Annotated in this window: 16 protein-coding genes; 8 read left to right on the forward strand and 8 right to left on the reverse strand. The window is 73.2% G+C overall.

Translation table 11 applies throughout. The annotated features are described in order from the left end of the window. Positions 1-90: 90 nt before the first annotated feature. A complete protein-coding gene (locus QC385_RS08860; RefSeq protein ID WP_279540686.1) occupies positions 91-1785 on the reverse strand; it encodes a DUF5691 domain-containing protein in 1695 nt (564 codons plus the stop codon). Between the two features lie 169 nt (positions 1786-1954). Further along, entirely contained in the window at positions 1955-3310 is a 1356-nt protein-coding gene (locus QC385_RS08865) for an SWIM zinc finger domain-containing protein (protein WP_279540687.1), read from the reverse strand. 145 nt (positions 3311-3455) lie between these two features. On the opposite strand from QC385_RS08865, the gene QC385_RS08870 reads away from it, so the two are divergent. The 5 genes from QC385_RS08870 (at position 3456) to sucD (ending at position 11139) form a co-directional block, all read left to right on the forward strand. Continuing rightward, positions 3456-4631: an ATP-binding protein gene (locus QC385_RS08870; RefSeq protein WP_279540688.1), complete on the forward strand. Its 1176-nt coding sequence runs from the start codon at positions 3456-3458 to the stop codon at positions 4629-4631. Positions 4632-4746: 115 nt separating this feature from the next. Further along, positions 4747-7158 (forward strand): DUF5682 family protein, encoded by a 2412-nt coding sequence (locus tag QC385_RS08875; RefSeq protein ID WP_279540689.1) that lies wholly within the window; start codon positions 4747-4749, stop codon positions 7156-7158. A gap of 139 nt (positions 7159-7297) precedes the next feature. Then, the gene (locus tag QC385_RS08880; RefSeq protein WP_279540690.1) at positions 7298-8461 is read left to right on the forward strand and encodes a VWA domain-containing protein; all 1164 of its coding nucleotides are present in this window, start codon (positions 7298-7300) and stop codon (positions 8459-8461) included. 593 nt (positions 8462-9054) lie between these two features. Then, positions 9055-10233, forward strand: coding sequence for an ADP-forming succinate--CoA ligase subunit beta (gene sucC, locus QC385_RS08885; RefSeq protein ID WP_279540691.1), 1179 nt, complete (start codon positions 9055-9057; stop codon positions 10231-10233). 21 nt (positions 10234-10254) lie between these two features. Further along, positions 10255-11139, forward strand: coding sequence for a succinate--CoA ligase subunit alpha (gene sucD / locus QC385_RS08890; RefSeq protein ID WP_279540692.1), 885 nt, complete (start codon positions 10255-10257; stop codon positions 11137-11139). A gap of 159 nt (positions 11140-11298) precedes the next feature. Here sucD and QC385_RS08895 read toward each other — a convergent pair whose 3' ends face one another. Next, the gene (locus QC385_RS08895) at positions 11299-12672 is read right to left on the reverse strand and encodes a helix-turn-helix domain-containing protein (protein WP_279540693.1); all 1374 of its coding nucleotides are present in this window, start codon (positions 12670-12672) and stop codon (positions 11299-11301) included. Positions 12673-12768: 96 nt separating this feature from the next. On the opposite strand from QC385_RS08895, the gene QC385_RS08900 reads away from it, so the two are divergent. Beyond that, the gene (locus tag QC385_RS08900; protein WP_279540694.1) at positions 12769-14523 is read left to right on the forward strand and encodes a cell division protein PerM; all 1755 of its coding nucleotides are present in this window, start codon (positions 12769-12771) and stop codon (positions 14521-14523) included. A 16-nt stretch (positions 14524-14539) separates the two neighbouring features. Here QC385_RS08900 and QC385_RS08905 read toward each other — a convergent pair whose 3' ends face one another. Then, positions 14540-15316, reverse strand: coding sequence for a hypothetical protein (locus tag QC385_RS08905; protein WP_279540695.1), 777 nt, complete (start codon positions 15314-15316; stop codon positions 14540-14542). Between the two features lie 321 nt (positions 15317-15637). Between QC385_RS08905 and purN the strand changes: the two genes are divergently transcribed. Together purN and purH are read left to right on the forward strand one after the other, a co-directional pair. Then, a complete protein-coding gene (purN, locus tag QC385_RS08910; protein WP_150482607.1) occupies positions 15638-16276 on the forward strand; it encodes a phosphoribosylglycinamide formyltransferase in 639 nt (212 codons plus the stop codon). Further along, on the forward strand, positions 16273-17838 hold the full coding sequence (gene purH / locus QC385_RS08915) for a bifunctional phosphoribosylaminoimidazolecarboxamide formyltransferase/IMP cyclohydrolase (protein WP_279540696.1): 1566 nt from the start codon (positions 16273-16275) through the stop codon (positions 17836-17838). The genes purN and purH overlap by 4 nt, the downstream gene beginning before the upstream one ends. A gap of 66 nt (positions 17839-17904) precedes the next feature. On the opposite strand, the gene QC385_RS08920 is transcribed toward purH, so the two are convergent. The 4 genes from QC385_RS08920 to QC385_RS08935 form a co-directional block, all read right to left on the reverse strand. After that, positions 17905-18303 carry a peptidase inhibitor family I36 protein gene (locus QC385_RS08920; RefSeq protein WP_279540697.1) on the reverse strand — a complete coding sequence of 133 codons (399 nt, stop codon included), beginning with the start codon at positions 18301-18303 and terminating at the stop codon, positions 17905-17907. Positions 18304-18446: 143 nt separating this feature from the next. Continuing rightward, positions 18447-19829 (reverse strand): protein kinase domain-containing protein, encoded by a 1383-nt coding sequence (locus QC385_RS08925; RefSeq protein WP_279540698.1) that lies wholly within the window; start codon positions 19827-19829, stop codon positions 18447-18449. Further along, positions 19826-20569, reverse strand: a complete 744-nt coding sequence (locus QC385_RS08930) for an FHA domain-containing protein (protein WP_279540699.1) — start codon at positions 20567-20569, stop codon at positions 19826-19828. Before QC385_RS08930 ends, QC385_RS08925 begins: the two co-directional genes overlap by 4 nt. 213 nt (positions 20570-20782) lie before the next feature. Next, complete coding sequence (locus QC385_RS08935; RefSeq protein ID WP_279540700.1) at positions 20783-22342, reverse strand: protein kinase domain-containing protein; 1560 nt, start codon at positions 22340-22342, stop codon at positions 20783-20785. Between the last annotated feature and the right edge of the window lie 27 nt (positions 22343-22369).

Genomic DNA, 22369 nt, shown 5'->3' on the forward strand with positions numbered 1-22369 from the left:
GGGGTGTCGTCGGTGGGTGATCGCCCTCTGCCGTGACGGCAACAGGCTCGGCCCCTGCGGCTCCTGTCGGCTCCGAGAAGCGGGCCGTGGTCAGGGAGTGTTCAGCTCCTCGGTCATCGCCGCCCGCAGGCGCAACGTCGTGACCAGGCGCTGGAAGGCCTCCGCCCAGTAGCCCCCGGCGCCGGGTGAGGCGTTCTCCGGCTCGTCCGGTACGGCCAGCAGGGCGTCGAGGCGGCCGGCCTCGGACGGATCGAGGCAACGCTCCGCCAGGCCCATGACTCCGCTGAAACTCCATGGATAACTCCCCGCGTCCCGCGCGATGTTGAGCGCGTCCACCACCGCCCGGCCAAGCGGCGGCGCCCACGGCACCGCACACACCCCGAGCAGCTGAAACGCTTCGGACAGGCCGTGCGTCGCGATGAAGCCGGCCACCCACTCGGCCCGCTCGGCGGCGTCCAGCGCGCCGAGCAGCTTGGCGCGTTCGGCCAGGGACACCGCGCCTGGGCCGCCCGCCTCCGGCGCCGAGGGCTCCCCGAGCAGCGCGCGCGACCACTCGGCGTCCCGCTGACGCACGGCGGCCCGGCACCACGCCGCGTGCAGTTCGCCCTGCCAGTCGTCCGTGACCGGCAGGGCAACGATCTCCCGGGGCGTCCGCCCGCCCAGCCGCCGCGGCCAGGTCCCCAGCGGGGCCGCCTCGACCAACTGGCCGAACCACCAGGACCGTTCACCCCGTCCGGTGGGCGCCTTCGCCACGACGCCGTCGCGCTCCATGCCCGGATCGCATTCGTGCGGCGCTTCGACGGCGATCGTCGGCGTGGCCACGGTGCCTCCCGAAGGCTGGGTGACCCCCGCTGCCTGATTGGCCTGGTTGGCCCGGTTGTCCTGGGTGGCCTGGGTGTGGTCGATCGCCACGCACGCCTCCGCCCTGACCGCCATCCGCGCGGCGAGCGCCGAACCGGGCAGCGCCGACAGCAGTTCCGCCGCCGTCGCCCGGACGTTGCGGCTGCGGTCGGCCAAAGCCTGCTCCAGGAACGGCTCGTCGTCCGGGCCCAGGCCCGTGCGCAGGGAGTCGAGGAACATCAGCCGGTCCTCGGCCCGTTCCGTCGACCAGGTCGTCGCGAGCAGATCGCGCGCGGCGGCAGGGTCGCGGGAGCGCAGGGCGGACAGCAGGGCGACCCGTTCGGCGAACAGACCCTCCTGCCACAGCTGCCGGACGCCGTCGTCGTCCTCGAGATGGGGCAGGGCCGCTCCGCCGCCCGGTGTCGAGCGCAGGGCGAACCGCCAGTCAGAGTTCAGCCGCGCCAGCCACAGGGCCCGCGGCCCCGCGAACTCCAGCGCCGACGGACGCAGGTCGGTACGCCCCCGGGCCGCGTCCAGCAACGCGGGAAGCAGCTGCGGAGGCGGTGCGAAACCACGGGCGTTGGCCGCCGTGAGCCACTGGGGCAGCAGCTCCGTCAGGTCGGGCGCGGTGCCCCGGCGGCCGCCGCCGGACGCGCCGGGGCGGTCGGCCAGCAGCAGCGCGAGTCTGCGGGCAGCCGCAGGCGGCAGCGGCGGACGCGGGTCCTCCGGGGCCGGCTGCGGACGCTCCGCCGCCCGCGCCGGACGCAGACCGGCCCGTCGGCGTACGGTCTCCACGGCCGCCGCGTCCAGCAGGGCCACCGGTGCCTCCGGGCCCGGCCCGGTGCCCGGCGGGGTGCGCCGGTCCGTGCCCAGCAGAGCCGTGGTGACGAGCCCCTCCCAGGCGCCCGTCGCGGGCGCGTCCACAGGAGCGGAGGTCCTGTTCATGAGCTTCCTTTCCGTGGGGCGCCCGGGGGTGGTTGAAGGCTCACCCTTACCGGTTGTCCCGGGATGCCTGAAAAATTCGCGGATTTGAGAGAGGCGTGGGCCGGGTCGGAAAGGCCGGGCCGTCGGCTCCGGCGATCACGTTGACGTTGGTGTCGGGATCGAAGTCGGCTCAGCACAGGGCTATCGCGTCGCCCGGGCCCTCGGGCCAGGCCGTCAGAGGCGTGAAGCCCTGGTGGCCGCATTCGCCGAAGACCCTGACCGGCGCGCCGCCCGACAGCGCGACGAGCCGCCAAAGACCCGGCCGGGAGCGCGCGGAGGCAGTGAGCGGCAACGCCGCGTCCTCGTCCGCGTCCGCCAACTGCCAGGAGTCGCCGTCCGGAGTGGGGACGACCCGGCCCAGCGTCACCGGGACGGACTCCAGCCAGGGATCGTCGCGCAGGGCGTCGCCGTAACGGGCGGCCGCCTGGGACGTCGTCACGCCCCGCGGGCGTATCGCCGTCGGCACGGGCGGTGCGAACTGTTCGCCCAGGGCCACCCGCAGCTGCCCGGCGCCCGGGTAGGCGGACACCTCCGCCTCCAGGGCCAGTCCCACCGGCAGCGCCAGCTCCGGGGCGCGGCCGGCGGCGCCGTAGGAGAGGAGCAGCACGGTCCGGTCCGAGTCGGCGCCGTGCAGCCAGATCCGGCGGGTCGTCAGGCGCGTGTCCGCCGTGTCGTACTGGGCGAGCACCAGCCAGCGGTCCCGCACCGGCTTGCCGTCCGCGGAGGCCGGCAGGCCGATGCGGGAGCGGACCGTGGCGGCGAGGGCCTCGGGCAGCCGCTCGCGGCGCAGCCAGCCCTGACCGAGAAGATGCAGCAGCGCGCACTCCTCCAGCAGGCGCACCGGCCAGCCCGGCCCCGTGGACGGGATGGCCCCCAACTCCCGTACCCGGCCGGCCAGGCCCTGCGCCTGGGCGTCGACCATGCGGGCCGCCGTCTCCTCCCACAGGCCGTAACCCGACTGCTCCGCCGTCGCCAGACCGGCGCGCAACAGATCCGCCAGGCGCTGCTCCAGCTCCACCGCACCCGAAGTGACCCGCTCCGCCCGCCGTTCCGCCCGGCGGCGCGCCGCCTCCGGATCAGCGGATCCGGACGGCGAACCGGAGCTGTCCGCGGCCTTCTTCTCCTCCGCGCGGCTACGCCGCCCCGCTATCCACTGCCCGGCCCACTCCGGTGCCTCTCCCGTCGGCACCGCTCCCTCGCCGCCCGCCCAGAGGATCAGCAGCCCGAGCGCGTGCTTGCACGGGAACTTGCGGCTCGGGCAACTGCACTTGTACGCGGGCCCGGAGGCGTCCGCGATGTCGACGACCGTCTGATACGGCTTGCTGCCGCTGCCCTTGCACAGCCCCCACACCGTCCCCTCGTCGGAACTCCCCGCCTCGGACCACGGCCCCGCCGCGCCGAGTTTGCTCCCCGCTTTGCGTGATGCCGCGTCAGGCGCCAGTGCCAGCACCTGGTCCGCGGTCCAGCGCACCCCCTGCTGAGTCATGCCATCGAAGGTAGGTCCCACCACTGACAATCGGGTCGGCGAGCGCCTCAGGCCGGGCGTTTGCGCAGGTCGGAACGCATTGTCAGTGGTGTGGTGCAACGTGGATGCCAGATCCGAACCGGCCGAGCTGGAGGGGGACTCAGCCATGCCTGTGTCCGTAGAACCGACGTCCGTCGACCCGGGCCAGAACGGGTCCGCGCCCGCGAACACGGGGGCGGGCGCACCCGCGGACGTAACCGAGGCGGAAGCGCTGCGACCGCACGCCGAGGACGCCTTCGCCGGCGAACTCGCCGCGCTGGCCGCGCAGGACGACCGTCCGCGTCCGGTCCGCTGGAAGCTGTCGCCGTGGGCCGTCGCGACGTACCTGCTCGGCGGCACGCTGCCGGACGGCACGGTGATCACACCGAAGTACGTCGGCCCGCGCCGCATCGTCGAGGTCGCCGTCACCACGCTCGCCACCGACCGCGCCCTGCTCCTGCTCGGCGTGCCCGGCACGGCGAAGACCTGGGTCTCCGAGCATCTGGCCGCCGCGGTCAGCGGTGACTCCACGCTGCTGGTGCAGGGCACCGCCGGCACACCGGAGGAGGCCATCCGGTACGGCTGGAACTACGCACAGTTGCTCGCCCACGGCCCCAGCCGCGACGCCCTCGTGCCCAGCCCGGTCATGCGGGCCATGGCCGACGGCATGACCGCCCGCGTCGAGGAACTGACCCGCATCCCGGCCGACGTGCAGGACACGCTCATCACGATCCTGTCGGAGAAGACACTGCCGATACCGGAGCTGGGCCAGGAGGTGCAGGCGGTCCGCGGCTTCAACCTGATCGCCACGGCCAACGACCGCGACCGCGGGGTCAACGACCTGTCCAGCGCCCTGCGCCGCCGGTTCAACACGGTGGTGCTGCCCTTGCCGGAGAGCCCCGAGGCCGAGGTCGACATCGTCTCGCGCCGCGTGGACCAGATCGGCCGTTCCCTCGACCTGCCGGCCGCGCCCGACGGCCTCGACGAGATCCGCCGGGTCGTCACGGTCTTCCGCGAGCTGCGCGACGGTGTCACGACCGACGGCCGGACGAAGCTGAAGTCGCCGAGCGGCACGCTGTCGACGGCCGAGGCGATCTCCGTCGTCACGAACGGACTCGCCCTTGCGGCCCACTTCGGCGACGGCGTGCTGCGGCCGGGCGACGTGGCCGCGGGCATCCTCGGCGCGGTGGTCCGCGACCCGGCGGCCGACCGCGTCATCTGGCAGGAGTACCTGGAGACGGTGGTCCGCGAGCGGGACGGCTGGAAGGACTTCTATCGCGCCTGCCGGGAGGTGAGCGTGTGAGCGGCATGCGGCGGGAACGGCCGCGCGCGCGGCTCGACGCCGTCTTCGGTGGCGTGTTCGGTGACGGCATGGCGTGCGGCCGTCAGAGGTGGGCGTGGATCGGGAGGGGGCCGACATGACCGGCGGGGAAAGGGCTGTGGGCCGGGTGACCGGGGCGGGGCCGTTGCTGCTCGGGGTGCGGCATCACGGGCCGGGGTCGGCGCGGGCGGTGCGGGCGGCGCTGGAGGAGGCCCGGCCGCGGGTCGTGCTGATCGAGGGACCGCCCGAGGCCGATGCCTTGATTCCGCTCGCCGCCGATGAGGAGATGCAGCCGCCGGTCGCCCTGCTCGCCCATGCCGTGGACGAGCCCGGCCGTTCGGCGTTCTGGCCGCTGGCCGAGTTCTCCCCGGAGTGGGTCGCCATCCGCTGGGCCCTGGAACACGACGTCCCGGCCCGCTTCATCGACCTGCCGGCCACGCACACGCTGGCCTGGGGGACGCAGGAGGACGAGGCCGGAGCGGAGGGGAAATCCCCTGCGGACGCCGAGACGGCGGACAGCGAGGGCGATTCCGGCTCCGACCCCTGCCCCGGCCCCGCCGACCTGCGGATCGATCCGCTCGGGGTGCTCGCCGAGACCGCCGGCTACGACGACCCGGAGCGGTGGTGGGAGGACGTGGTGGAACACCGGGGCGCGGGGAAGGGGGACGGGCTCGCGCCGTTCACCGTGCTCGAGGAGGCGATGGGGGCGCTGCGGGAGACCTACGGCAGCGGGGGACACGACCGTGACCTGGTGCGCGAGGCGTACATGCGGATCCAGGTGCGGGCCGCGCAGCGGGAGTTCGAGGACGGCGTGGCCGTGGTGTGCGGGGCGTGGCATGTGCCTGCCCTGCGGCGGAAAATCACCGTCACCGCCGACAAGGCGCTGCTGAAAGGGCTGCCCAAGGTCAAGACGGACATGACGTGGGTGCCGTGGACCCACCGCCGGCTGTCCCGGATCAGCGGGTACGGCGCCGGTATCGACTCGCCGGGTTGGTACGGGCACCTGTTCAGCGCCCCGGACCGGCCGGTCGAGCGGTGGATGACCAAGGTGGCGGGGCTGCTGCGCGCCGAGGACCGGCTCGTATCCTCCGCGCACGTCATCGAGGCCGTGCGGCTGGCCGAGACGCTCGCCGCGATGCGCGGCCGTCCGCTGCCCGGCCTGAGCGAGACGACCGATGCGGTGCGGGCGGTGATGTGCGAGGGCTCGGACGTGCCGCTCGCCCTGGTGCGGGACCGGCTGATCGTGGGGGACGTGCTGGGGGAGGTGCCCGCGACGGCGCCGGCGGTTCCGTTGCAGCGGGACCTCGTCCGGCTCCAGCGCCGGCTGCGGCTGAAGCCGGAGGCGCTGGAGCGGGAGTTGGAGCTCGACCTGCGCAAGGAGACCGACGCCGCCCGCAGCAGACTGCTGCACCGGCTGCGGTTGCTCGGTGTCGCGTGGGGCGAACCGGCCGCCTCGCGGGGCAGCACGGGCACGTTCCGGGAGACGTGGCGGCTGCGCTGGGAGCCCGAGCTGTCCGTACGGGTCGCCGAGGCCGGGGTGTGGGGGACGACCGTCCTGTCCGCCGCGACCGCGAAGGCCGAGGCGGACGCCGTCGCCGCGCAGGGGCTCGCCGACGTCACCGCACTCGCGGAGCGCTGCCTGCTGGCCGAACTGCCCGACGCGCTGCCGGTGGTGATGCGGATCCTCGCCGACCGGGCGGCCCTGGACAGTGATGTCGGCCAGCTGGCCCGCGCGCTGCCGGCGCTGGTCCGCTCCCTGCGCTACGGCGATGTGCGCGGCACGGACACCGGGGCCCTGGGAGAGGTCGCGGCGGGTCTGGCCGAACGGGTCTTCGTCGGCCTGCCCCCGGCCTGCGCCGGGCTCGACGCGGACGGTGCCGAGGAGATGCGGCGTCATGTCGACGCGGTGCACGGGGCGGTGGGGCTCCTGGGGGACGCGCCCGCGGCGGGACAAGGCCACCTGCGAGCCCGATGGCAGTCCGTGCTGCGTGTGCTGTGCGGGCGGGACACCGTACCCGGGGTGATCAGGGGGCGCGCTGTGCGGCTCCTGCTCGACGACGGGGAGCTGGCGCAGGACGAGGCGGCGCGCCTCATGGGGCTCGTCCTGTCCCCGGGCACGCCGCCGGCGGACGCGGCCGCGTGGATCGAGGGCTTCGTCGGAGGCGGCTTTGGGGGCGGAATGCTCCTGGTGCACGACGAGCGGCTGCTCGGGCTGGTCGACGCGTGGCTGACCGGGGTTCCGGCGGAGGCCTTCACGGACGTGCTGCCCCTGCTGCGGCGGACGTTCTCGGCGTACGAGCCCGGCGTGCGGCGGACCCTCGGCGAACTGGTCCGGCGCGGACCGGAGGCCGGGAGCAGTGCGGCAGGAACAGGCTCCGGCATACCCGGCTTCGCGGCAGAGCTCGACACGGTGCGCGCGGACGCCGTGCTGCCGGTCGTGCGGCTGCTGCTCGGGCTGGACGAAGAGGAAGAGCACATCGGCAACGACCTGGTGGGGGCGACGGGATGACGACCGACGGACTGAGGCAGCCGGCTCCGAGCGCGGAGACGGGACGCGGCGTCGGCAACGGGGCGCCGGCGGAAGGCCGGCCGACGACGGCCGTGCCGGTGATCCCGCTGTGGGAACGGCCTCGCGAGGGAGGACGGGGATGACGGCCGAGGTGACGGACCCGGCGCGGGAGCGGCTGCGGCGATGGCGGCTCGTGCTCGGGGGCGACGCGGCGGACGGCACCGGGTGCGAACTGTCCGGGCGGGACGCCGCGGTGGACGGAGCGCTCACCGCGCTCTACGGCAAGGGCGAGAAGCCGCAGGGAGGCCGGGACCGTTCGGCGGGGCTCGGGGCGTCGGCGCCGTCCGTGGCGCGCTGGCTCGGCGACATCCGGACGTACTTCCCCTCCTCCGTCGTACAGGTCATGCAGCGCGACGCCATCGACCGGCTCGGTCTCGCCACGCTCCTGCTGGAGCCGGAGATGCTCGAGGCGGTGGAGGCCGACGTACATCTCGTCGGCACGCTGCTGTCGCTCAACAAGGCCATGCCCGAGACGACGAAGGAGACGGCACGGGCCGTCGTGCGCAAGGTCGTCGAGGACCTGGAGAAGCGGCTCGCCACCCGCACCCGGGCCACCCTCACCGGCGCCCTCGACCGCAGCGCCCGGATCAGCCGGCCCCGCCATCACGACATCGACTGGAACCGCACGATCGCGGCCAACCTCAAGCACTACCTGCCCGAGTACCGAACGATCGTGCCGGAGCGGCTCATCGGGTACGGGCGGGCGTCCCAGTCCACGAAGAAGGAGGTCATCCTCTGTATCGACCAGTCGGGATCCATGGCGGCATCGGTCGTGTACGCATCGGTGTTCGGAGCGGTGCTCGCCTCGATGCGGACGATCTCCACGCGACTCGTCGTCTTCGACACGGCGGTCGTCGACCTCACGGACCAGCTCGACGACCCCGTCGACGTCCTGTTCGGGACGCAGTTGGGCGGCGGCACGGACATCAACCGGGCACTCGCCTACTGCCAGTCGCAGATCACCCGGCCCGCGGAGACGGTGGTCGTGCTGATCAGCGACCTCTACGAGGGAGGCATACGGGACGAGATGCTCAAGCGGGTCGCGGCGATGAAGGCCTCGGGGGTGCAGTTCGTGACGCTGCTGGCGCTTTCGGACGAGGGGGCGCCGGCATACGACCGGGAGCACGCGGCCGCGCTGGCCGCGCTGGGAGCACCGGCGTTCGCCTGCACGCCCGATCTGTTCCCGGAAGTGATGGCGGCGGCGATCGAGAAGCGTCCGCTGCCGGTACCGGATGCGGCGTGACGTGCCGCCGGCTGGACAGAGCCCGCGAGCCACGCGAGCCACACCAGGCCCACAGACCACACAGGCCCACAGACCACACCAGGCCATAGACCACCAGACCCGCAAACCACACCAGACCCGCACCCACGCCGGACCGTCCGTCCACGCCGGACACGGCCCCGGGCACGCACGGGCCCGTCGACCGGCCTGACCCCACGCTCGGCAACTGGTCCGCCGCCGACACCGGCACGTCGCGCCACGACGACCCGCGCGCTGTCACCCACGGCGACCGGGCCCCGCCGAGCCTCCTGCCCGGTGTTGTGGGCCTCTGGGGGTGTCAGTCGGGCCTCACCGGGTCAACCCCGGCCCGGTGAGGCCCCTCACTCCAGGCACGCCGTGCCAGAGAGTGCGGCATCATGTGACAGGTATCACCGCTCAGGTGTGACCCTCGATTTAGAGGCCCCCCGCAAGCAGCGATAACCTGCGAGACGGACATGCCGCGCGCTCGGACACCGTGTGCGCCTCCCTTGTGACAGACGGCGGACGTCACGTTGCCCTCGCGGCACGCCCACGCAGACAACGAACCGCGAGATCACTGATAGGGACGGAAGCGCGTGGACCTGTTCGAGTACCAGGCGAGGGACCTCTTCGCCAAGCACGATGTACCGGTGCTGGCCGGTGAAGTCATCGACACGCCTGAGGCGGCCCGCGCAGCCACCGAGCGCCTCGGTGGCAAGTCCGTCGTCAAGGCCCAGGTGAAGGTCGGCGGCCGTGGCAAGGCCGGCGGCGTGAAGCTCGCCGCCACCCCCGACGAGGCGGTCGAGCACGCGACCAACATCCTCGGCATGGACATCAAGGGCCACACGGTCCACAAGGTGATGATCGCCGAGACGGCCCCGGAGATCGTGGAGGAGTACTACGTCTCCTTCCTCCTGGACCGTGCCAACCGCACCTTCCTCTCCATCGCGTCCGTCGAGGGCGGCATGGAGATCGAGGAGGTGGCGGCCACCCGCCCCGACGCCGTCGCCAAGACGCCGATCGACGCCAACGAGGGTGTCACCGAGGAGAAGGCCCGCGAGATCGTCGCGGCCGCCAAGTTCCCGGCCGAGGTCGCTGACAAGGTCGTGAACGTCCTCGTCAAGCTGTGGGACACCTTCATCAAGGAGGACGCCCTCCTGGTCGAGGTCAACCCGCTGGCGAAGGTCGCCTCCGGTGAGGTCATCGCCCTGGACGGCAAGGTCTCCCTGGACGAGAACGCCGAGTTCCGTCAGCCGGAGCACGAGGCCCTCCAGGACAAGGAGGCGGCCAACCCGCTCGAGGCCGCCGCCAAGGAGAAGAACCTCAACTACGTCAAGCTCGACGGCGAGGTCGGCATCATCGGCAACGGCGCGGGTCTCGTCATGAGCACCCTGGACGTCGTCGCGTACGCCGGTGAGGCGCACGGTGGCGTCAAGCCCGCCAACTTCCTCGACATCGGCGGTGGCGCCTCCGCCGCCGTCATGGCGAACGGCCTGGAGATCATCCTCGGCGACCCGGACGTCAAGTCCGTGTTCGTCAACGTCTTCGGCGGCATCACCGCCTGCGACGAGGTCGCCAACGGCATCGTGCAGGCGCTTCAGCTGCTCAAGGACAAGGGCGAGGAAGTCACCAAGCCCCTCGTCGTCCGTCTCGACGGCAACAACGCCGAGCTGGGTCGCAAGATCCTCTCCGACGCCAACCACCCGCTGGTCCAGCGCGTGGACACCATGGACGGCGCGGCCGACAAGGCCGCCGAGCTCGCGGCTGCGAAGTAAGGGACGAGGGACTAAACAGCCATGGCTATCTTCCTCAACAAGGACTCCAAGGTCATCGTCCAGGGCATGACCGGTGCCACGGGCATGAAGCACACCAAGCTCATGCTGGCCGACGGCACGAACATCGTCGGTGGCGTGAACCCCCGCAAGGCGGGCACGTCGGTCGACATCGACGGCAACGAGATCCCGGTCTTCGGCACGGTCGCCGAGGCGATCGAGAAGACGGGCGCGAACGTATCCGTCCTCTTCGTCCCGCCGGCCTTCGCCAAGGCCGCCGTCGTCGAGGCCATCGACGCCGAGATCCCGCTCGCGGTCGTCATCACCGAGGGCATCGCGGTCCACGACTCGGCCGCGTTCTACGCCTACGCCGTGTCCAAGGGCAACAAGACCCGGATCATCGGCCCGAACTGCCCCGGTCTCATCACGCCGGGCCAGTCGAACGCCGGCATCATCCCGGGCGACATCACCAAGCCGGGCCGCATCGGCCTGGTCTCGAAGTCCGGCACGCTGACGTACCAGATGATGTACGAGCTGCGGGACATCGGCTTCTCCTCCGCCGTCGGCATCGGTGGCGACCCGGTCATCGGGACGACCCACATCGACGCCCTCGCCGCGTTCGAGGCCGACCCCGACACCGACCTGATCGTCATGATCGGTGAGATCGGCGGCGACGCCGAGGAGCGGGCCGCGGCCTTCATCAAGGAGAACGTGAAGAAGCCGGTCGTCGGCTACGTCGCGGGCTTCACCGCGCCCGAGGGCAAGACCATGGGCCACGCCGGCGCCATCGTCTCCGGCTCCTCCGGCACGGCCGCCGCGAAGAAGGAGGCCCTCGAGGCCGCCGGCGTCAAGGTCGGCAAGACGCCGACCGAGACGGCGAAGCTGGCGCGCGGGATCCTCGCCGGCTGAGCAGCCGCGCGAGCTGAGCAGGGCTTCAGCGCCCTACGGCTCAGTCGTACAGCTCACAGGTGGGCCCGCTCCCCGCACGGGGGCGGGCCCACCGCCGTTCCGTGGAAGCGGAAGCGGAAGTGGAAGAGGAAGCGGAAACAAGCGCCCAAGCAGGCGTCGTCAACGTGGCTGCGGCATCAGCCGGACCGGTCCCCGCAGCTCCTCCTCGCGCAGCTTCGCCCGCAGCTCCCGCTCCGACTCCGACAGAGGTCCGGGCGCGATCGGGGGCGGCACGCCCTGGACGGTCTCGCCCGGCGGCACCGGTGGCTCGTAGCGCGTGGGGGCCGTGCGGGCGGTGAGGGCCGTGGCTCCGATCAGGGCGATCGTGAAGGCGATGGCGGCCCGGGTCCAGCAACGGGCGCGGCGTTCCCCGGCGCGGCGCACGACGAGCGGCTTGGCGGCCCGCAGCCGCTCGATGGAAGCCAGTTCGACCAGCCGCCAGTGCAGCACCTCCGGGTCCGCCAGCTCCGGCAGCCGCTCGGCGACCGCCTCCCGCGCGTGCGTCAGCCGGTTCGCGGCCGCCCGGCTGCTCGCCTCCGTCTCCGCGGCCGTCTCCGGCAGGCCGAGACCGACACCGTCGTACAGCAGCAGCGTGCGGCGGTACGAGGGCGGCAGCTTCAGCAGGGTGTCCAGCAGCGCGCGGTCGAACGCGTCGGAGGGCGGTGGCTCGGGGTGCCGGTGGCGGAGGCGGAACCGGTGCCACGGGGAGAGGGCACAGTCGTACGCCACCGCCCGTACCCAGCCCGCCGGGTCGCGGTCGCGGGCCACCTCGGGCCAGCGCTGCCAGGCGATGTGAAAGGCCCGCTCGACCGCCTCCCGCGCCAGTTCACGGCGGCCGGTCAGCAGATAGGTCTGCCGGACGAGTGCGGGCGCGCAGAACGCGTACAGCGCGTCGAAGGCCTGATCGGGGGTCAGGGCGTCGGCCGCGTCATCCGGCCGCAGCGAGGTGGCCGCGCCGGCCGGGACGGGGCGGCGGCCGGTGACAGTGGCGCGGTCACGGTCACGGTCGCGGTCGGTGACGGTGACGGTGGTGTGGCGATGGCCGGTCTCGGCGGTGTGGCCGCGGTGGGCGCCGGTGGCGTGGTTCCGGTCGGCGACGCGGCCGTGTTCGGCGGCCGAGGCGCGGCTGCGTTGGCCGACGGCGGTGTGGTCCTGGCCGGTACTGGCGGTGCGGGCGGTGCGGCCGCCCCGGCTCCTGCCGGAGGCGCGGCTTCGGTCCCCGGCCGAGGTACGGCTCCGATCGCTCGCGGCGGAGGTCTCGTGCTCCGTATGAGGCGGTGTCAATTCCGCCTGCGCACCCAGTGAGTTCAGCAGCCTCGCGTACTTCTCCCCTTTCCGGCCGCGCGGCGTCGAGCGGCCGGTCTCCCACCCGCGCACCGTTCCGCTGGTGACGCCCACCCGGGAGGCCAGCTGAGCCCGCGTCAGCGAGGCGGCCTCGCGCAGGCGTCGGCGTTCCTTGGGCGGGGGGAGCGGGATGGCAGGGCTCTGTGTCACAGGACGCCCCTCCGTACGGAAAAGTACATAAACGTATATTGAGCGACACAGCGATACTTCGCCTGTTGCGACGGGAAAGCGCGTGTCGTTGGGAGCATGGCGGGCGTGATCGAGATGACCGCTCGCCGACGTAGGCCGTCACCCCTGCTCACCCGGATGCGCGACCGCTCGCCTGGACTGGCCGGCGCCCTCGTGGGCGGCGCGGTCGCGGCCGGACTCGGACTCGCGTCGTTCGCCGTGCTGGTGATGATGCTGTGGATCACCTCGCCGTATCCCGACAGCGGGCCCGGCGGCGCGCTGCACGTGGCGGCGGCGCTGTGGCTGCTGGCCCACGGAGCCGAACTGGTCCGCACCGACACGCTCGCCGGCGTCCCGGCTCCCGTGGGTGTCCCGCCGCTGCTGCTGCTCGCGCTGCCGGTGTGGCTGCTGCACCGGGCGGCGCGGGACGCCACGGACGGCGGGGCCGAGGCCGGGGACGACGGCTTCGACGACGGAATCGAGGAGGTCGTGGACATCGCGGTGGTCGCGGGGCCGCCGCTGGTCTCCGTCCGTACCGCGTGGACGGGTGTCGTCCTCGGCTACCTCGCCGTCGCCGCGCCCGCCGCCCTGTACGCCGCGGGCGGTGCGCTGCGGCCGTCGTGGGTGTGGGCGGGGGTGTGCGTGCCGCTGGTCGCCGTCGTGGCGGCGGGAGCGGGCGTGTGGTCGGCGTACGGCCGTCCGGGCGGGCCGCTGCGGCGGCTGCTGGGCGGGCTGCCGGTGGGCGTACGGCCGCTGGTCCTCGGGCCGGAGGGGCGCCCCGGTGTCGCCGCCCGGGCCGCGGCGGCCGGGGCGGCCGTGCTCGTCGGGGGCGGTGCGCTGCTGGTGGCGGTGTCGCTGCTGGGGCACGGGGCGGCGGCCCAGGCGGCGTTGCTGCGGCTGACGGAGGGGTGGTCGGGACGCTTCGCGGTGCTGCTGCTGTGCGCGGCGCTGGTGCCGAACGCGGCGGTGTGGGGTGCCGCCTACGCCCTCGGCCCCGGATTCGCCCTCGGCGCCGGCCATGTCGTCAGTCCGCTGTCCTCGGCGCCGGTTCCGTTCCTGCCGCCGTTCCCGCTGCTGGCGGCGGTGCCGGAGGCGGGGGAGGGGCGGCTGGTGCACTGGGCGGCGGCCGGTGCCGTGCCGGTGGCCGCCGGGGTGGTCGTCGGCTGGGTCGTGGCGCGAGGGGCGGCCTCCGCAGAGCGCGGCGGGACACGGCCGGGCGGCGGGTGCGGTGCCGTCTGGCCGCCGGGGCGCACCGCCCGTGCCGCCGCCTTCGCGGCCGTGCTGTGCGCGACCGCACTCGCGGGTCTCGCGGCGCTGGCGGGCGGGCCGCTCGGGGTCACCGTCCTGGCCCGGTTCGGTCCGGTGTGGTGGCAGGTGGGTGCGGCGGCACTGGCGTGGCTGGTGCTGGTGGCCGTCCCGACGGCGGTGACCGTACGGGCCTGGCGATGCCGTGCACCCGAGGCGGACGGTCCGAGGATCGGCAAGCAGCGGGAGGTGCCGGCCGAGGGTGTCCGAAAGGCCGGGCGACCCTGGAAGGGCACGCGCTCCGCCCGGGGTTGGTTCACCCGCACAGGAGTCGCCGGGATCGCCGGAGTCGCCGGGGGCGACGCCTTCCCGCCCGACGGGGACGCGAAGCCGAACACCTCACCCGCCACGGCGGATGCCCCCTACGCTCCTTTCGGTCACGACGCCCTGTACGGCCTCCGGGACCAGCGGGACGACACCGGCGACACCGCGTTCGAACCGTACGACTTCCTGCCGTCCGACCCGGCCCCCGAGCCCTGTGACGCCCTGCCTCCGCCTGACTCCGCGCCCGAGCCGGACACCCCGTGAGGCGGCGGGCCGGGCGTCAGTCGTTCGCCCCCAGCAACCCCCGCAGCTCCTTCGGCAGGAGCTCCGTGCAGGACTGCCGGGCCTCGTTCGTGAGGGCGTCGTTCGTGCAGGTGTAGTAGTCGCGGTAGACCAGCTGGGCCGTGAAGGACGCGGCGACCAGGGCGATGGCCAGGGACGCCGTGACCAGGCCGCTCACCGCTGCCGTCGTCTGGGGGCGGCCCGTCTGCTCGGGGACCGGGCTGTCCGGGTCGGCCCTGCGGGGCTTGGCGCGCAGGGCGCTGATGCCCCAGTAGAGGGAGAGCGCGCCCAGCAGCAGTGCCACGTACGGCCAGCTGAAGAGGGCGAAGAAGAAGGCCCACATGCCCGAGAGCAGGGCGTAGCGCGCATGACGCTGGGCGGGATCCGTCGGGTCCCAGCGCGGGTTCTGGCCGCCCTTGGGGTCGCCCGGTCCCTCGGGGCCGCCGCGGGGGCGGTCGCCGAAGCCGCCGGACGAGCGGCCGGGCTGCCGGTCGCTCCACTTCCTGGCCCACGGCCCGCGGTCGCCCTCCCCGCCGTCCTGGGAGTCGTCGCCCGACGGGCGCCGCGGCTGCCAGGGCCGGTCCGGGGTGCCCTCGGGCGGCGGGGCGAACGGGTTGTCCTCCTGGGACCCGCGCCCCCGCTCGTCGCCGCGGTCGCCCTCCGAAGGTGCGTCGGGTGGGGAGCTGGGGCGCTCCCGCAGCAGCACGCTGCCGCGCTCCCCTCCCTGCGCCGAGAGCTGGGGGAACGTGAGGAGTCGCATGCTGCGGTCCGGCATCAAGTGAGCGTCTTCCCGTGGATGAGTAGGAATGAATCGAAGAGTAGGGACGAGTGGACAGAACCGAACGGTGTCGGACCCGGGTCCGACACCTCGTGAACGCATCACGTCCGGACGGCGTTCCCGAACCGGCTCCGCCCAGACGCTACCTTCCGGCCGTCCCCCCGTCCCGTGGGGGCCGCCCGGTGTGCCGGTATCGTTGCTGACGGTCGGCCGGTTCGTAGGCTTCCCCGTATCCGGGGGCGCGAAGCATTCGTATGAATGCACAAACCCCGAGGCCGGCCGCCTGGACAGACGCTCCCCCGAGAAAGGCCCCCCACCGTGGCCGCCAAGCCCGTGGCCCAGCGCGCCAAGCGCCTGGTCGTGCTGGTCTCCGGATCCGGCACCAACCTTCAGGCGCTCCTCGACGAGATCGACGCCGCCGGTGCGCAGGCCTACGGGGCCGAGATCGTGGCCGTCGGCGCCGACCGTGAGGGCATCGAGGGGCTGGCCCGCGCCGAGCGCGCCGGGCTGCCGACCTTCGTGCGCAAGGTCAGGGACTACGGCAGCCGCGAGGAGTGGGACGCCGCGCTCGCCGAGGCCGTCGCCGCCTTCGAGCCCGACCTCGTCGTCTCCGCCGGCTTCATGAAGATCGTCGGCAAGGAGTTCCTGGCGCGGTTCGGCGGGCGGTTCGTCAACACGCACCCCGCCCTGCTGCCGAGTTTCCCGGGGGCCCACGGCGTACGGGACGCGCTCGCGTACGGCGCCAAGGTCACCGGCTGCACCGTCCACTTCGTCGACGACGGCGTCGACACCGGACCGATCATCGCCCAGGGCGTGGTCGAGGTCCGGGACGAGGACGACGAGAGCGCTCTGCACGAGCGCATCAAGGAAGTCGAGCGAAGGCTGCTCGTCGAGGTCGTGGGGCGGCTCGCCCGCAACGGCTATCGCATTGAGGGACGAAAGGTAGTTATCCAGTGACCGCCGAGAGCAACAAGCGGCCCCTTCGCCGGGCGCTCGTCAGCGTCTACGACAAGACCGGGCTGGAGGAGCTCGCCCGCGGCCTGCACGAGGCCGGTGTGGAGCTCGTCTCCACCGGGTCCACGGCCGCCCGCATCTCCGCCGCCGGCGTCCCGGTCACCAAGGTCGAGGAGCTCACCGGCTTCCCCGAGTGCCTGGACGGCCGCGTCAAGACGCTGCACCCCAGGGTCCACGCCGGCATCCTCGCCGACCTGCGCCTGGAGGACCACCAGCGGCAGCTCGCCGAGCTGGGTGTCGAGCCGTTCGACCTCGTCGTCGTCAACCTCTACCCGTTCCGCGAGACCGTCGCCTCCGGGGCCACCCCCGACGAGTGCGTCGAGCAGATCGACATCGGCGGCCCGTCGATGGTCCGGGCGGCCGCCAAGAACCACCCCTCGGTCGCGGTCGTCACCAGCCCGGCCCGCTACGCCGATGTGCTCAAGGCCGTCCAGGGCGGCGGCTTCGACCTCGCCACCCGCAAGCGGCTCGCCGCCGAGGCCTTCCAGCACACGGCCGCGTACGACGTCGCCGTCGCCTCCTGGTTCGCCTCCTCCTACGCGCCCGTCGACGAGTCGCGGTTCCCCGACTTCCTCGGCGCCACCTGGGAGCGCGAGCACACCCTGCGCTACGGCGAGAACCCGCACCAGCCCGCCGCGCTCTACGTCTCCCCGGAGGGCGGCGGCCTCGCCCAGGCCGAGCAGCTGCACGGCAAGGAGATGTCGTACAACAACTACACGGACACGGACGCCGCCCGCCGTGCCGCGTACGACCACGCCGAGCCCTGTGTCGCGATCATCAAGCACGCCAACCCCTGCGGCATCGCGGTGGGCGCGGACGTCGCCGAGGCGCACCGCAAGGCGCACGCCTGTGACCCGCTGTCGGCGTTCGGCGGTGTGATCGCGGTCAACCGCCCGGTCAGCAAGGAGATGGCCGAGCAGGTCGCCGAGATCTTCACCGAGGTCATCGTCGCGCCGGACTACGAGGAGGGCGCCCTGGAGGCCCTCACCAAGAAGAAGAACATCCGCGTGCTGCGCTGCCCCGACGGGCCCTCCGCCCCGGTCGAGGTCAAGCCGATCGACGGCGGTGCGCTGCTCCAGGTGACCGACCGGCTCCAGGCCGACGGCGACGACCCGGCCAACTGGACGCTGGCGACCGGCGAGGCGCTGGACGCCGACGAGCTCCAGCAGCTCGCCTTCGCCTGGAAGGCCTGCCGCGCGGTGAAGTCCAACGCGATCCTGCTCGCCAAGGACGGTGCCTCGGTCGGCGTCGGCATGGGCCAGGTCAACCGGGTCGACTCCTGCAAGCTGGCGGTGGAGCGGGCCGGGGCCGAGCGGGCCCGGGGCTCGTACGTCGCGTCGGACGCATTCTTCCCGTTCCCCGACAACATCGACGTCCTGGGCGCCGCCGGCGTCAAGGCCATCGTGCAGCCCGGCGGTTCGGTCCGTGACGAGCTGGTGGTCGAGGCCGCGCAGAAGGCCGGCATCACGATGTACTTCACGGGGACGCGGCACTTCTTCCACTGAGCCCGCCGTGGCAGCGCGAAGGCCCCGCCGGTGCGTCACCGGCGGGGCCCCGTCATGCGCGGTGCCTCAGCACTTGTTGACCCACTTGTGGGAGCGGAGCATGTACTTGCCGGACAGGTTGCCCTTCTTGCCGCTGGTCGTACAGCCCTCACGGTCCTCGTAGTTGGCGCCGGAGTAGTAGACGACCGCCATGCCGCTGGTGCCCCTGTTGTAGACGGACCGCACCTTGTTGTCCGCGGCCCAGGAGCAGGTGGTGGACCCGTTGCGCCAGTCGTTGTCGTTGCCGGACCAGGCACACATCTTCCCGGTGCCGTCGTCGCCCGTGTAGAAGCAGATCTCTCCCTTGTCGCAGTCGGAGTAGGCGGCCTGCGCGGGTGAGGCGGCGACGCCGACGCCGAGGCCGGCGAGCAGCGTGGCTCCGGCGAAGAGAGACGCCTTGCTGCGCAGCGCTCGTACTCGCTTCATGTGTACGTCCTCCAGGTCATGGAGTGGCTGAGAGCATGCACCGCTGGGCTGCCCTCGCCCCCGTTTCGTGACGCCTGTGCGGCGCGTCACCACTGTGTCCGCCGGAGCGGGCCGGGGGAACCTGGAACATTCCAGGGCGCTTTTCAGCAGTGCTCGATGAAGCGGTGGGACAGCGGTGCGTAAGTGCCGGCCAGGTTGCCCTGGGCGCGCACGGACGTACAGCCGGTGCGTTTCCGGTTGTTCGGGCGGTTGATGTCCGGGCCCACGGGGACGTAGTCACGGCCCCGGAAGTAGGCCACACCCCCCAGACCGCCCGAGTCGTCACCGTTGTTGAAGACGGACCGCACCGGTTTGCTGCGGCTCCACTCGCAGGTGTCCCGGCCCGAGAGCCAGTCCGGGTCGTTCCCGCTCCAGCTGCACATGTCACCGGTGCCGTTCTGCTCGCTGAAGAAGCAGACGGATCCGAACGGGCAGCGGTGGTAGCCGTACGACGGTTCGTCGTCCCGCAGCGTCGCGTACGTCGCCGTCACCGCACCCGCAAGGAGCGCCGCCGAGACGGCCGCCACCAGGGCGGGACGCCGCCAGGCAGCGGGGCGCGGCCGGGGCAGCCGGAGCAGCCGGGGCGAGCGGGGGGTGCCCGCGGCCTTCTCCACGCGGCGCAGCAGTGCGGTCGTGCCGTGGGCGGCGCGTTCCCGGTGGGTGCGGGCGAGGCAGTCGCTGATGATCTCCCGCCAGGCATCCGGAAGTCCGGGCGACAGCCGGAGTTCCTCAAGGCCGCGGGCGTAGCGCATCGCCGCCTCGGTACGGGCCTCCGCAGAACCGCCCGGCAACGGGTACGTGCCGGTCAGGACCACATGGGCCAGGACCCCGAAGGCCCACACGTCGGCGGACGGGCGGACGCGGGTGCCCCGCTCGTCGAGCTCCGGCCAGTGCAGCTCCGGCGGCGTGTAGTCAGGGGTCGCGAAGGCCGGTGCGTACGCGTGCGTGCCTTCCAGTTCGGCGGCCATGTTGAAGTCGGCCAGCCTGACCGAGCCGTCCCTCATCAGCAGCACGTTGGCCGGTTTGAGATCGCCGTGCACCCAGCCCGCGCGGTGCAGCTGGTGCAGGCCCTCGCAGACCTGGGCGAGGACGGCGGGCCCGGACTCCGGAACCGGCGTGCGGGTGAGCACGACGTCCAGGGAGTGCTCCGCCCGCTCCAGGACGAGGACCGTCGCGCCGTCGAGCTCCGGGTGGTCCGGGGCGTCGACGGTCAGCGTGTCGTACATGCGGATCAGCCGGGGCGAGCGCAGCCGTCTCAGCAACGTGACCTCGCGCTCCGCCAGTTCGCGCAGGTGGTGCAGCTGGCGCGGAGTGCGGGTGCCGGTCGGCAGGAACTTCAGGGCCGCCCGGCGGGGTTCTTCGTTCCCGGCGGTGCGCCGGGCCGCGTAGACCGTGGCGAACGCCCCTGACGCGAGGGGCTCGCGCACCTCCCAGGCCCCGACGCGATAGCCCTTCGGGACGGGCACCGCGTACGGCCGCCCGGTCATCGGCCCACCCCGCTCGGGGCCGCGGCCAGCACGGTCAGATCCTCCTCGGTCACGAGGCCGAACCGCAGCGCCAGGGACACCAGGGTCTCCTTCTTGCCGTTGACGCGCCGGCCTGGTTCCGCCGTGTCCGGGCCGGGGCGCAGGCGCAGTTTGACGGCCAGGTAGTCGATGTTCCAGTACACGGCGGACCGGTTGACCGCTGGCCAGGCACACCGCAGGCGCTCCACCAGCTGGTCGACGGCCGGGATCGGGGCGTGGGGTTCGCCGCGCAGTCGGGCTTCGCACAGCGCTGCCAGCACCGCGAAGTACCGCTTGGTGCGGTCCAGCGCGAACGCGGGAGCCGTGGCCGCTCCCGGGAGCCCATGGCGGGCGACGCTGCGGAACGCGTGGCGCGGCGCCCAGACGTCGAAACTGAGCAGGTCACCGGCGGCGGGCAGGACCACGCGCGCGAACTCGAACGGCACGGGCGCGTCGAGACGTCCCGGCACGAGCTTGATGTGTTCACCCGCGCCCTCCGGGTTCTCCACCACGTAGGTCTGGTCCTCGCTGAGGTTGCTCAGCAGCCAGTAGCTGCGGTGCGCCGTGATCTCTCCGGCGACTCTCGGCACCCCGGCGTGGGCGATCGTGAGACCGACGCCGTCCGGGGCGGCTCTGCCGAACGCGAGCACCTCACCCGGCGCGATGGTGATCTGCTCCGCCGGCCCGCCGCTCGGCGGCGGCACGACGATGATGCTGTACATGGGCCGTCCCCCTCCCCCTGGTCATGAGGGCCACCCTCTCCGTCCGACACGGATCAGGGGCAGGGTAAGGGACGGTGCCGTACGGCTACGAAGCTTTCGCCCGGTACGGCGGGTTCGTGCGGGCAACGGGCGTGAACCTGGCCGCACGCGTCACCGTGACCGCGTTCCGTGAGAGAGCGGCCCCGAATCGGGCACCGGCCGGGGCGGCCAGGGTCACTTGCGGCCCTCGGGTGCGTACTGCTCGAGGTAGTGGGCGATGCGGTCGGCGTAGCCGCGTACGTCCGGCGGCACCCCGCCCGCCTTGTTCACCGTCCGGTACGACCTGCGGTACGCGGTGGCGATCAGGACCCGGCGGTCGCCCGGGAGGTCGCCGTGCAGGCGCGGGGCGATCCAGCACAGGTAGCGGCCCATCGCCGGAATGGACTCGGCGGGTGGGAAGGGGGGTTGCGGGACGGTCTCGCCGGGCGTGCCGTCCTCGTTCATCCACCAGCGCAGGACGCGCGGGGTCCAGCGGGCGATCCCGTACTCGTCGTTGACGGGGTCGGAGAGGTCCGGGTCGAAGTCGCTCTCCACCTTCAGCATGGCGGCGATCAGGACCGGCGTGACCTCCTTCTGGTCGCAGTCGTGTGCCGTCTCCACGATCAGCAGGCGGTAGGCGGGCGGGATGCCCCGGTCGGTGCGGAGCTCCGAGGCGCCGTACGCGGCGGAGACGTTCGCGGTCGAACCGGAGCCCGTGCCGCCCGGGGCCCCGCCGGACCAGACGCTGATGCCGTAGGCCAGGGCGGCGAGAGCGGACGCGGCAGCGGCCACGGCCGCCGCGAGGAACGTGCGGCGGATGCGGCGGCGGCCCGGGTGCAGAAGGGGCAGGCGGAAAGGGCGGTGCGCGGTGCCGGTGGCCGCGCGGACGCGGGACAGCAGTGCCCCGGCGGTGATGCGGTCCTTGTGGGTGCGGGTCAGGCAGGCGGTGATGATCTGCCGCCAGTCGTCGGGCAGTTCGGGCGACAGGCGCAGCGCGTCGGTGCGGCGGGCGTAGGCCGCCGCCGCGTCGCGGCGGGCCGCCGGGGTGGCGCCGGGCAACGGGAAGGAGTCGGTGAGCACCAGGTGCGCGAGGACGCCGAAGGCCCATACGTCGGCGGACGGGCGGATGCGGCGGCCGCGCTCGCCGATCTCGGTCCACAGCAGTTCCGGCGGGGTGTAGTCCGGGGTGGAGAAGGCGGGCGTGTAGGCGTGCGTGCCCTCCAGTTCGGCGGCCATGTTGAAGTCGGCGAGCCGGACCGAACCGTCCTCCATCAGCAGCACGTTGGCCGGCTTCAGGTCGCCGTGCACCCAGCCGGCGTCGTGCAGCTGGGCCAGGCCCTCGCAGATCTGCGCGAGCAGGGCGGGGCCGGCCGCGGGCCGGGGTGTGGCGGCGAGCAGGGCGGACAGGGAGCCCTCGGCCCGCTCCAGGACGAGGACGGTGGCGCCGTCCAGCTGCGGGCGGTCCGGGTCGTCCACGGTCAGCGTCTCGTACATCCGCACCAGCCGCGGATACCTCAGCCGCCGGTACAGCTCGACCTCCCGCTCGATCAGCTCGCGCAGATGGGTCAGCCGCCGGGGCGTGGCCGTGCCGGTGGGCAGGAACTTCAGGGCGGCGGTGGGCGGCAGCTCGGTGCTGTCGCCGATGCGCCGGGCCGCGTACACGCTGCCGAAGGCGCCCGTCGCGATGGCCTCGCGCACCTCCCAGACGCCGACCCGGTACCCCTTCGGTACGGGCACGGCGTAGGGCTCGGTCACCGGGTCACCTCACCCGGCGGGGCGGCC

The sequence above is a fragment of the Streptomyces sp. DH10 genome, assembly GCF_029813805.1.
Taxonomy (GTDB): domain Bacteria; phylum Actinomycetota; class Actinomycetes; order Streptomycetales; family Streptomycetaceae; genus Streptomyces; species Streptomyces coeruleofuscus.

Coding starts and splice junctions, on each gene's coding strand:
- QC385_RS08860 (WP_279540686.1), bottom strand. CDS start 1,785: ATGAACAGGACCTCCGCTCCTGTGGACGCGCCCGCGACGGGCGCCTGG.
- QC385_RS08865 (WP_279540687.1), bottom strand. CDS start 3,310: ATGACTCAGCAGGGGGTGCGCTGGACCGCGGACCAGGTGCTGGCACTG.
- QC385_RS08870 (WP_279540688.1), top strand. CDS start 3,456: ATGCCTGTGTCCGTAGAACCGACGTCCGTCGACCCGGGCCAGAACGGG.
- QC385_RS08875 (WP_279540689.1), top strand. CDS start 4,747: ATGACCGGCGGGGAAAGGGCTGTGGGCCGGGTGACCGGGGCGGGGCCG.
- QC385_RS08880 (WP_279540690.1), top strand. CDS start 7,298: ATGACGGCCGAGGTGACGGACCCGGCGCGGGAGCGGCTGCGGCGATGG.
- sucD (WP_279540692.1), top strand. CDS start 10,255: ATGGCTATCTTCCTCAACAAGGACTCCAAGGTCATCGTCCAGGGCATG.
- QC385_RS08900 (WP_279540694.1), top strand. CDS start 12,769: ATGGCGGGCGTGATCGAGATGACCGCTCGCCGACGTAGGCCGTCACCC.
- QC385_RS08905 (WP_279540695.1), bottom strand. CDS start 15,316: ATGCCGGACCGCAGCATGCGACTCCTCACGTTCCCCCAGCTCTCGGCG.
- QC385_RS08920 (WP_279540697.1), bottom strand. CDS start 18,303: ATGAAGCGAGTACGAGCGCTGCGCAGCAAGGCGTCTCTCTTCGCCGGA.
- QC385_RS08925 (WP_279540698.1), bottom strand. CDS start 19,829: ATGACCGGGCGGCCGTACGCGGTGCCCGTCCCGAAGGGCTATCGCGTC.
- QC385_RS08930 (WP_279540699.1), bottom strand. CDS start 20,569: ATGTACAGCATCATCGTCGTGCCGCCGCCGAGCGGCGGGCCGGCGGAG.